Origin of the sequence: Cellulosilyticum sp. I15G10I2 (assembly GCF_900095725.1) — a bacterium.
In the GTDB taxonomy this organism is placed as follows: domain Bacteria; phylum Bacillota; class Clostridia; order Lachnospirales; family Cellulosilyticaceae; genus FMMP01.
Genome location: NZ_FMMP01000011.1, coordinates 114,187 through 127,075, shown reverse-complemented (window position 1 = coordinate 127,075; position 12,889 = coordinate 114,187). Strand labels below are relative to the sequence as shown.

The window sequence follows — 12,889 nt, the reverse complement described above, 5'->3', positions numbered from 1 at the left end:
ATTCAAAATTTATTTTAATTTTATAAAGTTTTTGTTAAATATAGGTAAAATATTTTGTTTTTTCTTTTTCATAATGGCTAGTAACACTATAACAAACGCACCTATTCCTAGAAGCGGTGGTTCCTCCATTTCGGTCATATCACCTATATCTAGCGGCTTCTTGGCTTGAAGTATTTGTTTTTGTTTTTCTAGCATTATTTTTTCTTGAGCTTTATTTTCAAGTACGATAAAAGAGGTAAGAGGACTCATTACCTGACTCACAATGCTGCCTTTCACAATAGTCAATGCTTTTTCAAAATACTGATCAGGACTTAAAAGATAGCTTCTATATAAGGCTTGCAGTAAGATGCCATTCTCCCATGAAGAATCTGTAAATAGATCTTTGGCCTCTGCATCTATAGCTTCTGTTAAAATAATACTATCCTCATTATTATCAGGCAGATAAAAAATTCCTTCCCCTTCACCTTGCCATACTAAAACAGGCTTTTTATATATCTCCGCCCCTGTATGATTCCTGCTATAAACCGTTGAATCTTGTAAAGCGTACTGCGTTAGCTTTTGTTCCTTTGAAAGATGATAATAGCCCAACCCTTCTGGGTTTATAAAACTAAGATCTTTATAATCTTGTGAAAATATTGCTTTTTCTATTGCATCTGTTACCAGGATAAAAACTGGCTGTTCTTCAAGCTGACTGTTATAATGCTCATACAATATCCTTTTTACGGTATAGTCAGCATAAAAGCCACCTTTTACAGCGGTCTTCTTCAAGGCCTCTTCCCATCCCGCTTCATATTTGATCCTGTTTTCTTCGAAGCTAACCCCTATAATGCCATTTACATCTTCAGCGATTTCTTGTGTTTCAATAAAGTCTTTTATACGTTGTATATAGGCCGCTGTCTGTTCCTTACTGTCTTTAGAACGATCTACAATAAAATAATATTTAGGACTTCGCGTCACTTTTGGGAGATTTGCTTTCATCTCTTTTGTTATATACCTAATAGCAGGATGAATCTGTAGATTTAGCTGCTTAATATCCTCCTTAATGGCATCAAGTGTTTTTAAAGTAATTACTTCATCTTCTATGGTGAGATTTATAGGGGTAGGGTGGATTATTTCTATGCCTGTTTTTCTTATCTGATATGGTTCAAATGGGAAGATTTTAAACTCTATTTGATTACTACTTAGATAGGTCAAAACCCCAGGATCTCGGTTTATCACCTTGTTTTGTTCATAAATCCAATTGGCAGCTCTTTTATCAGCAATGATTCCATACTTTTTTTCATTTCCTACATATAAATAATAATTAGTAATATAGCTTCCTTCTGGTATTTTAAAAACGGTATAAAACTCACTTAGGCCATCTATCGTATTTTCTAAATCAAAATGAATCCAGCTTTTATAAAGATTTTGCTCAGGATCATAGTGCGTCTCATACTTCATTTCATTGATATGCACATCCTTAATATTTTCTGCATTAATAGTTGGCTGCACTTGTTCATCCTCATGTTGACCTAAGAAGACATGCTCTAGTGTTTTTACTTTACTGGGTGAAATTGATAAATGATCTAGCGCATAAGCTTGATATAAAGCAGTAAGATAAGGTGTACTTGTTCTAACTGCTAAAAACCCATTACCTCTTTGATTGTCTGCATTGATATGTTTGACTGCACTTAGTGCTCTTTTGATACCTAAAGTATCAATAGTTGTCTTATTTTCTTCGCTATAACTGCGTTGATAAGTATAGCGAAGTGCTTGATTTAAATGGGTGTGATCTTGTTGTATAATAAGTGCGCCAACCCCTGGAAATACTAAAAGCTGAACCATAAAAAGTGCTGCTATTTTGGTTTTTTTATAGTATTTAAGTAAATAACTATAATCTTCCCACAGAGACTGTATATGAACAAACAATAATACTATAGGCATAAGTAGTAAAATACCTAGCCCAAATGCTAAAATACCCACCAGTGATAAAGGGGCATAGGGTAAAAACACTATAAAAAAATAAAAACTATACCATAGCAGACAGCTTTTCGCTAAAAATATAAGTAATCGTAATTTTTTATTTTCAACTTTTGGAATCATCATCATACTAGTTGTTAAGACATTGCATAGATAAAAACCAAAGTGAGAAAAATCACCGAATACATTGTCTAACGATTGATTGAGGGCTAAACCCATTAACGAACCTAGAAATACAATAATGCCCATATACTGATACCATAAATTTGATTTTTTCTTTAGAATCACATAAATAAGCGTGCCAAACAAAAACAAAAACGCTGCTGAACTTACAACAAACACTATAGGAACCATATTTTCAAACAAACCAGACTGGCCTCTATTTACTACATACATGAAATTGATAAACAAATACCAAGAAAGCGGAATAGCAACCATAAAAAGAAATGGTTTTAAAACAGATTTCAATTGATAACGTTCTACCGTATCCTCTATAATCATCATCATGCCATGCGCCAGTGCCGGCATGGTAAGTGTTAGTATTGTCAGTGCAGGGCTCACTCCCATAAGCATATATCTAGGCATTGAAGCCGGAATAATTTCTGTATACCTAAAAAAGCAAGCGATCAGCAAGCAAAAATAAAGTCCAAATAGTCCATAGGCCGTATAAACATGCAACGCCTTTTTATGAATCACACAAACTACACTATAAATCGTAAATCCTAGACCAAAAGCTCCCAACACCGTCCCAAATACTATCCAACTATCAATCTGTTTGTCTGACAGCTCCGTATGTAGAAACCAAAAAATTCTCCCAAATACCCCGAGCAGACCTAACTGTGGAAGTGTTACTGTCAACAGAATAAACATGGGGTTATATAGCTTTTTCATCATCCACCTCTTTTTTTGTTAGATTTAAAAAAATAACATATATCATCCATAAATAAGTACAATAGACTAATATCCCTATAGACTGATGAAGTAATCTTCCTGCCGCTACAGTTTGGCCCTCATTAAATGCCAAAACATTTATAGCAATAATAATCCTAGATGCATTAGCAGCAATCGTAATACCATATGAAAAGAGCAATAAACTAATAAATGAAATAAACAGTTTCAAACTCCCATGATCTCTCGGGATAAACGAAAAACCAAGCATCAGAAAAACAATCATCCAAAACATAACCCCTGAACAATTCTTATTAATCACTACATTAACTTGCTCACTGACAAAACCTATGTCCGTTATATAAGCAAAAGAAATCCCCAGAGCTTTCTCAACAATAAACGTAACTGGTTTTAAAATAATCATTAGATGTTCTAATGAACCATATTGATAGAAGCCATACAGGATAAGCAAAGCGGCAGCTATATAAGCATACCAACAACTCCTCTTGTTAATCCTATAGCTTAGTCTCCTCATCTTCTCTCTCCTCACCTTCCACATATTCTAAAATATCTCCAGGCTGGCATTGAAGTTCTTTGCAAATCGCCTCTAATGTCGAAAATCTAATTGCCTTTGCTTTATTATTTTTTAAAATAGATAGATTGGCTGGGGTGATCCCTATTCTATTTGCCAGTTCAATAGCACCAATCTTACGTTTAGCCATCATCACATCAATGTTTATAATAATTGCCATAGTATCCCTCCAGCTATATCGTATAGTCATTCTCCATCTTCACTTCCACTGCCTGCCTAAAAACCTCTGCTAAAATAATTGAGAAAAAACCAGCGATTACAAAAATCATGAGAATAACAATGGTGAAAAAAGAATTTAAATAATAAATTTTAGTTCCATATAAAAAGGCAATGATAAACGAAAATATTCCCATGCGATTTAAGCTTTTGACATTGCTCATAATAAAGGGATCCTTTCCATCTAATGTCTTAAAGATATTTCTGATCTCTCTTACGATACCTAGTGCCAATACACCTGTTACAGCTAGTAATCCTACTAAAAAATAATAACTGTTATCATAGGTGCTGCTATAAGTATATCCTAGATACCACCTCACCGAGACTGGCAGTGACAGTAATATACCAATGCCTCCAACAAAAATGAGATCCAATAAAATTTTTACAAAGGATGCTAATGACTTTTTACCAATAATCCTCATAGGTATACCTCCTTAAGTTTTTTACATTTATTTGTATTTATTCTACTATAGTCTTTTCCCTTTTTCAATATATATTTATTGTTTATCGATATATAATTGTCTCAAATCAATATAGAACCTCGTACCTTATAGATTCAAAATATCCAAAATATTCAAAAAACCTTACCCTATAAAACCTTATAGCACATTAAGCTATAAGGCTTTATAGGGTAAGGTTTTATAGTATCAGTTAACAACACGGCGTGTTGGATAAGCGAGCTCTATATCAGAGTGTTCATTAAACACATCTAGAATATTTTCCCATATTATTTCTGATGTGATCCTTCTAGCATGTGGCTCACAAACATATCTAATAGTCAAAAGCACGCCGTTCTCTTTTACCGATGTATAAACAATTGGGGTTAAGTTATTATAGTAGATCATATATGTTTTAGAAGCTTCTTTTATTCGGCTTTCCACATCCTCTGTTAATACAGCTGCATGGCACTCTGCAATGTTTTGCAACAGTTTTTTTGCCTTTTTCCAATCACTTTCAAAAGTAACCGTAACGCTAATCTCATTCCAAATGTATTCAAATCCAATGGTATAGTTTGCGAGATAATCTGTAAATATTTTATGATTAGGGACGTGGATAATCCGACCTGTACTCTGTTCAGCATCCACCCAGTTACCAATTTCAATCATAGAAAACTGAAAAAGCCCTTGATCAATAACATCTCCTTTGACTTTTCCAATCTCAATTCTATGTCCTACTTCAAAAGGATGTTTAAATAAAATATAGAACCAAGCAGATATATTAACTAAAAGGTCTTTAAGAGCCAGTGCAATCCCTGCCGTAAAAAGTCCAAAATATGTAGAAAAAGACCCGCCTAACTGAAACCAAATCAATACCATAAAAAAAAGAGTAATGAAAAATGCGCTGAAATTGATAACACGTTTGGCTTTATGAAAAGCTGATACATCTTCAGTTTTGGCATGTATTAATTTAAACAAAAAAGATTTAAGGCCTTGAATAGATAGAATAAGTACTATGGACCATATGATATTAAAAATAATATCATGATTTATATCTGGCATCTTTATACCTCCTGAGAAATAATAATGACTTAATTATATCAGATTTTAGAGTTTTTGATAACGTCCGCCAGGTGGGAGGAGAGCTATCTTTCTCCGCTCCGTCACACGTATCCAAGTCGCGTCTAAAGATACTCTCCTCCCACCTGGCTCTGCTTCTTAAAACTAAAGAGGCTATTACACTATAGTGTAATAACCTCTTCTAATCGCTCATCCTATTTTATTTTCAATGAATATTAATAGTTTTTATCAGCGTATCCAATCCAGCCGCCTTCTTTAACAAGGGCTTTATCAAACTCGCCTACTTTAAAATCAATCTCTTCTAATTGATCTCCTGATGCAACTAAAATTTTATCACCGTCAATATCAATAGACATTGTTGTTTCTTTATCTGCATAGGCATTAAAAAGATATTCAATTTTATCCTTTGGTAATTCTATTGCGAACATCCCACAATTGTACATATTCTGTCTAAAGATCCTTGCAAAATTTTCTGCTATAACCACATTGATTCCATTAACTTCAAGTGCCCATGGCGCATGCTCTCTAGAAGAACCACATCCAAAGTTTTCTCTTGTTACAACCACAACTTTATCTTTGATATCTTCACTATTATTAAAGCCCGGAAGAGATAAGTCTTCTAATAAATAAGGTGCTAGTGCCTCTTTTGTGATTTCAGTCAGATACTTTGCTGGAATGATTTCATCTGTATTGATATCATTTCTATCTAAAAATAAAACTTTTCCGCTAAAACTTTTCATTTTCTTCCTCCATTCTCTATGCTTTATATAGTTGTGAGTTTGTGATTTTACCTTCAATCGCAGTAGCTGCTGCAGTCGCCGGACTCATCAAATGTACTGTGCCACCTTTACCCATTCTCCCGTTAAAGTTACGATTTGTAGTTGATGCACAAGCTTCTCCTTCTGCAAGAACCCCATTACTCATACCTAGACAAGCGCCACATGTAGGGTTTGTCACACAAAAACCTGCATCTTGGAAAGTCTCGATAATACCTTCTTTAAGCGCCATAGCATAAATAGCTGGCGTTGCAGGACTAACAATACCGCGTACATCATCACTTATTTTTTTACCACGAAGTACTTCAGCTGCAATTCTTAAATCTTCTATACGGCCATTTGTGCAGCTTCCTATATAGACTTGCTCCACTTTTGTACCATTCATCTCATCAACTGACTTTACTTGGTCTGGTTTAAACCCAAAAGTAACCATTGGCTCAAGAGTTGTTACATCATATTCATAAACTTTTTCATAGGAAGCATCCTCATCAGAAACCCATTTGGAATATTCTTTTAATGCTTCTTCTTTTGAACTGAACTCATCTTTAATAAACTCCCATAAGTATTCAACTGTGGTCATATCAGGATAACATACGCCACAGGTACCACCAGCTTCAATAGCCATATTACATAGTGTCATACGTGATTCCATAGACATTTCATCAATAACTGGGCCTGCAAATTCTATCACCATATTGGTTGCACCATTTACAGTTAATTCTTTAATAATGAAAAGGATAAGATCTTTTGCATAAACCCCTGGCTGTAATTTGCCATTAAGCACAATTTTGATTGTTTTTGGGAAGTGGAATGCACAGACACCTTTTAATATTCCTACTTCAAGGTCAGTTGTACCAACCCCTGCGGCAAAAGCGCCAAATGCACCATGGGTACAGGTATGAGAATCTCCCATAATAACGGTATATCCTGGTCTTACAAAGCCTTTTTCAGGAAAAATCGCATGACATACACCGTTTCTTCCAATATCAAAAAAATCTTTAATATTATGCCTTTTTGCCCAATCACGTAATATCTTGCCTTGCTCGGCAGTTTTTGAATCCTTTGCTGGTGTTACATGATCTATAACTGCCTTGATTTTAGTAGGATCAAAAACGCGATCCATCCCTCTTGCCATAAGGTCTGTGATAGCAATTGGTGTTGTAATTTCGTGACAAAAAACCCTATCCAGCTTTAAAACATGCGTATCTGGAAATGGCATATCTACTCTGTGTGCATCAAAAATTTTCTCAGCTAATGTTTTACCCATGTTATTCTCCTTGTTTTGTAAATTTCAACTGCCGTATTGGCAATGATGATTAAAAATTATTATACATTATCATATCATAAATAGATATTCTATTACCATATCTATTTATCTTCCAAAAAAAACACTCCTTGTCTTATACAAGAAGTGTATCATATTTAAGTTATCATGTAAAATGCCTATAATTAATCAATTATCATGCCTTGTAGACATTCTTAATAAATTGCAAGAATCTGGCAGCAGCAGTTGTAAAGATTTGCTGTTTTTTCCATATTACAAACCCTCTCGTGTTATATTGCGGCGTAAAAGGCCTAAATGTAACAAGGCTATTGTTGGCAATACGCAGAGCTATTTCTGGGCACACTGCAAATCCAACACCATTCTGAGTCAGCATAATTGCAGTAGATAGTGTGTTATAAGTAGCAAGTATATGAATGTTTGCATCAGCACATCTAAACCAATCTGCTATTTCCTCCAAAAGTGCTGGGCGACTTGGAAGAAGCAGCGGCTTTAAAGCTACTTGCTGTAATGAGACTACGGCATTATCCGTCAGTGGATCGTTACCTGGAAGCAGAATCCCCCAATGATCTATATGGGGAATTTGAATATAGTCATATTTTTCAAAGTTAATAGGCTCCCGAATAATCCCTATATCCAAAATTCCGTTATCTAGCCGCTCCTTTACATCATCCGTATTCCCACAAAATAACTCATACCGAATTTGTGGAAACTGCAGGGTAAACTCTCTCATTAGATCGGGTAAAACTGCCGCAGCCATCGTCTCAGTGCATCCGATGGAAACTGTTCCTGTGCAGACTTCCAGGCGTTCAATAAATTCACGCTCTGTTTTTTGAACCAGTGTAATGATTTCCTCAGCCCGTTGCCGAAGCAGCATTCCCTCCTCCGTGAGGCTGATACGACGCTTTCCCCGCACAAAAAGGGTAACTCCGAGCTCTTCCTCAAGCTGCATGAGTTGACGGCTGAGAGTGGGCTGTGTCATGTGTAAAAACTCCGCAGCACGGGTAATGTTTTCCTCCCGCGCTGTAATAAGAAAATATTTCAGAACTCTAATCTCCATAGTCACTACTCCATAAATAATAATTATATCATTATACTCTACTTCTGTACTATTTCAAACTATGTTATCGCCAATAGGAACATAATTACTTTTATAGTACTAGTTTTTTAAATAAACTTATAAAAAGCAAAAAACCTCATAACTCAAAGAGCTACAAGGTTATCTGATGCGATCGGGGGGACTCGAACCCCCAAGGTCTAGGACCACTAGATCCTTAGTCTAGCGCGTATGCCAATTCCGCCACGATCGCGTATTCATTTCCTAAAAGGCAAGTATAATTATATCTAACCCATACTCTTATGTCAAGTATTTTATTATATCTTTTACTTTTTATATTTCTTTTTTTTAATATCATAATATGCTAGAATAAAATTATATCATTTTATGAGGTGGGCAGATGAAAAAACTTTGGCAAAGTAACAATTATTTTCGTATTTCACTCTACGCAATTTTTGTGATTAGTGTTTCTATTTTGTTTTATAGAATTTCTTCTAATTCTGATAATATTGTTCCTTCGATTATGACTTATTTTAAGAATATCACAAATGTTTTATCGCCTATCATTTATGGCTTATTAGTTTCTTATTTACTTAATCCTATCATGGATTTTTTCGAAAGAAATCTTTTAAAACTTATACGGCCTAAGACACAAAGTCAGAAAAAGAAAATTCGTACACTATCTATTATCATCGTTTATATCTGTATATTTGGAAGTGTTATTTGGATGATACGTTACCTGCTTCCACAGATTTTAGTCAATATACGAGATCTCATTAATATGCTGCCTTTATATATTTCAGAGTTTAAAAATATGCTTACTGATTTAGAGCTTACTGTTAATGAAAACATTTCAGCACTTCCTTATCACATGGATACGACTAAGCTTTTCGATATGTTCAGTCCCGAGAAGTATTTTGATCTTGCAGGACTTAATAGTATTATGACTACTATCGTGTCCCAAGCTTTTAGCATTACTTCTTCTTTATTTAATTGGATTATGGGATTTGTGATATCTTTTTATGCGCTTGAACAAAAAGAGTCTTTTGTATATGGCGCTAAAAGGTTAACGTATTCTTTTTTAAGTGAGTCAACAGCAAGTAAAATCATCGCTATTTTTAAAGAAGGCCATGAAATCTTTATCCGCTTTTTCGTTGGAAAATTTATAGATTCTTTTATAATCGGTGTAATCTGCTTTATAGGTTTATCTATTATTAAAAACCCTTATGCCTTACTTTTATCAGTTATCGTGGGTGTGTTTAATATGATTCCATATTTTGGGCCTATTTTAGGTGCTATCCCAGCTGTACTGATTACACTATTTGAAGGATTTTTACCCGCTGTGAGCGTGGCTGGCTTTATCTTCTTATTACAGCAGTTTGACGGCTTGGTATTAGGTCCAAAAATCTTAGGAGATTCTATTGGTCTTAGTCCTTTTTGGATTATATCGGGTATCTTGGTCGGTGGTGCTTTATGGGGGCCGCTTGGTATGTTTTTTGCGTCGCCCCTGATTGCTATTATTCTTATTACTATTAACCGCTGGGTAGATAAAACTTTATTAACTAAAAATATTTATGTACTTCCTTTATCTATAGATCATAGCAAAAGTCCTCCTAACACGCCTGCTAATAGACCAAGAAAGAAACGCTCCTCTCAAAACGGATCATCTTCTGGCGATAAACCTTCTGACTCTTAGTCACTTTCCTATTTCAAAATAAACGGGTGTGCAAAAAGCTATACAGCTTTTTGCACACCCGTCTTTATTATAACATTCTATCTATTTTATCTTGTAATGCTGTTTTAGGCATAGCACCCACTACTGTATCTACTACTTGCCCATTTTTCATAAGTAGAATAGTTGGGATACTCATTATATTATATTTAGTAGCTATACTTCGATTTTCATCTGTATTTAGTTTTCCTATTTTTACTTTGCCCTCGTAATCTGATGCAAGTTCATCAATAACTGGTGACATCATTTTACATGGTCCACACCAGTCTGCATAAAAATCTATAACTACCGGCATCTGTGACTGAAGCACATCTTCTTCAAAATTATTATCTGTAAATTTATACGCCATCTCGTATTTCCTCCTTTATCCATTGCATGATATAAAATATTATTGTTATATCAGAGTATATGGTTAGTTTATTATATATTATTTATAAATGCAATATAATATTATTCTATTAGTAGTATTACAATTTCTATTAGAACTATTCTTTTTTATCTTTTTTTAAATATTTGATAGTCTTTTGTTTTTTGATCAATATATTCTTCCATTTCTTCTAATGCTTGGGATAGATTTTCAAATAAATTAACTTTTTGTTCTGAATTTTTGTAATTCTTGCTGTATCTTTTTTCATACATTAATTCTTTAATAAATTGGTCTATTTTTTCACCTATACGCATCTATTATCAGATCCTTTCATTACCACCTTTAATTCCATTATATGGATTAGTTGTAATAAATGTAACAAATTAATAAGGATATTTTTGAAATAATATTTTAAATTGACAATATATTGTAGCGTCTTATATAATGTATTTATAAGTGACTATGATAATTTTACCATATATCTTAAAATTCTATAACAAAGTATATGTTTGAATATGTAAGCAGGAGAAACTTTATGACATTATCTAATTTAGATTCCTTTCAAATCGTACTGGTTATACTTGTTTTGCTTTTTTTAACTGCATATAGTTTTTTAACATTTTGCCACTTGCTTAAAGGCAAATCAATATCAAGCATACTACTTATTAAAAATGTAGTTTCTTTCTCTCTTCTATGGTTAAGCGAAAGTCTTTTAATTGTACTTTTTTTGTTAAATACCATTCCTCATAAATCCACCTATATATCTAATTTATCCATTGCTCTAGGTATTGTTTTTTTTATTACATTGTTATTGATCATTCACGATATCCGAAGAAAAAAATCATTCCCAATGTCTCTTATGATTACACTGGTATCGCTTAATATAGGTTTATTTGCAGCGTTAATATTAAAACCACAAGTAATAACTGTTATAAAAGTTATTATGCTCTTTTATATTGTTATTCTTGTAAGCTATTATTATCTTGCTTATAAGGTAGTTGGTAAAATCTCACTGCTTAGACTTTATTATACTATTTTTTGTATTTTTGCATTACTAACAACTAACTTACTGCAGGATCATATAAGCCTTGATCTATATATAACTATCACGCTATGTATATGCTTTTTCCTTACATTATCTTTTAGTTTATTTCTTGCAGAAACATCTACTGTAAGGCTGCTTATGACTAAAAGAGATATGCGTTCAAAGGACTCTGAGCTCATAGAAGCTGAGAAACGTATACACTACCTAGCCTATACACATCCTGATACTGGTCTTAAAAATGCACATAAATTACATGTAGACATTAAAAACACCCTTTTCGACCTAACAGGTGTATGTATGCTGAGTATTAAAAATTTCAAACTACTCCTTACGCTCATTGGTTATAAAGAAAGTAAGGCAGTTTTACAGGACATTTCACAAGCCCTAGCCATTCACTTTGGTACTGATGAGGATATTTATCACTTTTCTACTGATAGATTTGTCATTTTATACAGAGGTCCTTCTAACCAATTCGAGGAATTTATCAAGAGTATCTTATCCATCTTTTCTGATCAAAACTTATGTGCTATTGACTTAAACCCTTGTATTGGTGCTACATATATTAGTGATGCCGAACTTAATTATGATATACTTATCCAGGAATTGGAACTTGCATCTCATGTTTCAAAACACACTGCTTCTCGTTATGCACTTTATCGATCTGAGATGACTAAATCTCTTCAGACTAATTTAGAACTAGAAGCTAGGCTTAAGGAAGCCACCTCCTGCAATTTCTGGGAAGTGTACCTGCAGCCAAAAGTAAGTGTCACAGATAATCAAATCACTGGAGCTGAAGCGCTTATAAGATGGCGCGGCAACGAAACTACAATTACCCCAGATATATTTATTCCTTTAGCTGAAAAACTTGGCCTCATTAATCAAATAGGCCGCTATGTTATTGATACTACCTTTAAATATGTCCATGAGCTTAATAACATGGGCTTTAAGGATTTAAAGTTTTCTATTAATCTCTCTGTTGCACAATTTATGGAGCTTGACTTAGTCTCATTCATAGAAAAAACTGCTGTGAAATATAGTATTTCTCCTAAATACATTATTTTTGAAATTACCGAATCTATACTTATTCATAATATGAACAAAGTAAATACTACCGTAACTCAATTAAAACAATTAGGGTTTAGATTTTCTTTAGATGACTTTGGTACAGGCTATTCCTCATTAGCTTATCTTTCAAAACTTAATTTTGATGAGCTAAAATTTGATAGGGAATTTATTAAAAATATTAAATCAGAACAAAAAAATCTCATTATTTTAGAATGTGTTACTAAAATGGGCCAAGACCTAGGTTTAGATATTGTTACCGAAGGGATAGAAGATGAATTGCAGTATAATACCGTAAAATCTTTAGGCTGTAACTATTATCAGGGCTATTATTATAGTAAACCTGTTCCGTTTGATCATTTTCTTAGTTTGTTGTTATTTACTGTAGCTTAAAAG

At 33.7% G+C, this 12,889-nt stretch carries 12 protein-coding genes and 1 tRNA gene; 2 read left to right on the top strand and 11 right to left on the bottom strand.

Annotation, left to right across the window (positions count from 1 at the left end):
• Positions 1–9: 9 nt before the first annotated feature.
• The 9 genes from BN3326_RS12630 to BN3326_RS12590 all read right to left on the bottom strand — a co-directional run bounded on the left by BN3326_RS12630 (position 10) and on the right by BN3326_RS12590 (position 8,540).
• Positions 10–2,850: an MSEP-CTERM sorting domain-containing protein gene (locus BN3326_RS12630; RefSeq protein ID WP_069999607.1), complete on the bottom strand. Its 2,841-nt coding sequence runs from the start codon at positions 2,848–2,850 to the stop codon at positions 10–12.
• Complete coding sequence (gene xrtK, locus BN3326_RS12625) at positions 2,834–3,382, bottom strand: exosortase K (protein ID WP_069999606.1); 549 nt, start codon at positions 3,380–3,382, stop codon at positions 2,834–2,836. Before xrtK ends, BN3326_RS12630 begins: the two co-directional genes overlap by 17 nt.
• A complete protein-coding gene (locus BN3326_RS12620; protein WP_069999605.1) occupies positions 3,363–3,599 on the bottom strand; it encodes a helix-turn-helix domain-containing protein in 237 nt (78 codons plus the stop codon). Before BN3326_RS12620 ends, xrtK begins: the two co-directional genes overlap by 20 nt.
• A gap of 13 nt (positions 3,600–3,612) precedes the next feature.
• Complete coding sequence (locus tag BN3326_RS12615) at positions 3,613–4,077, bottom strand: DUF2975 domain-containing protein (protein ID WP_069999604.1); 465 nt, start codon at positions 4,075–4,077, stop codon at positions 3,613–3,615.
• Positions 4,078–4,302: 225 nt separating this feature from the next.
• Positions 4,303–5,154 (bottom strand): mechanosensitive ion channel family protein, encoded by an 852-nt coding sequence (locus tag BN3326_RS12610; RefSeq protein WP_069999603.1) that lies wholly within the window; start codon positions 5,152–5,154, stop codon positions 4,303–4,305.
• Between the two features lie 233 nt (positions 5,155–5,387).
• Complete coding sequence (locus BN3326_RS12605; protein WP_069999602.1) at positions 5,388–5,912, bottom strand: 3-isopropylmalate dehydratase small subunit; 525 nt, start codon at positions 5,910–5,912, stop codon at positions 5,388–5,390.
• Between the two features lie 16 nt (positions 5,913–5,928).
• Entirely contained in the window at positions 5,929–7,215 is a 1,287-nt protein-coding gene (locus BN3326_RS12600; protein ID WP_069999601.1) for a 3-isopropylmalate dehydratase large subunit, read from the bottom strand.
• A gap of 193 nt (positions 7,216–7,408) precedes the next feature.
• Positions 7,409–8,290 (bottom strand): LysR family transcriptional regulator, encoded by an 882-nt coding sequence (locus BN3326_RS12595; RefSeq protein ID WP_069999600.1) that lies wholly within the window; start codon positions 8,288–8,290, stop codon positions 7,409–7,411.
• Between the two features lie 167 nt (positions 8,291–8,457).
• Positions 8,458–8,540, bottom strand: a tRNA-Leu gene (locus BN3326_RS12590).
• 147 nt (positions 8,541–8,687) lie between these two features.
• Between BN3326_RS12590 and BN3326_RS12585 the strand changes: the two genes are divergently transcribed.
• A complete protein-coding gene (locus BN3326_RS12585; protein WP_069999599.1) occupies positions 8,688–9,983 on the top strand; it encodes an AI-2E family transporter in 1,296 nt (431 codons plus the stop codon).
• A gap of 67 nt (positions 9,984–10,050) precedes the next feature.
• Here BN3326_RS12585 and trxA read toward each other — a convergent pair whose 3' ends face one another.
• Complete coding sequence (trxA, locus tag BN3326_RS12580; RefSeq protein ID WP_069999598.1) at positions 10,051–10,368, bottom strand: thioredoxin; 318 nt, start codon at positions 10,366–10,368, stop codon at positions 10,051–10,053.
• Positions 10,369–10,514: 146 nt separating this feature from the next.
• Positions 10,515–10,700, bottom strand: coding sequence for a hypothetical protein (locus tag BN3326_RS12575; protein ID WP_069999597.1), 186 nt, complete (start codon positions 10,698–10,700; stop codon positions 10,515–10,517).
• A 221-nt stretch (positions 10,701–10,921) separates the two neighbouring features.
• On the opposite strand from BN3326_RS12575, the gene BN3326_RS12565 reads away from it, so the two are divergent.
• Positions 10,922–12,886: a putative bifunctional diguanylate cyclase/phosphodiesterase gene (locus BN3326_RS12565; protein WP_171903831.1), complete on the top strand. Its 1,965-nt coding sequence runs from the start codon at positions 10,922–10,924 to the stop codon at positions 12,884–12,886.
• Positions 12,887–12,889 lie beyond the last annotated feature (3 nt).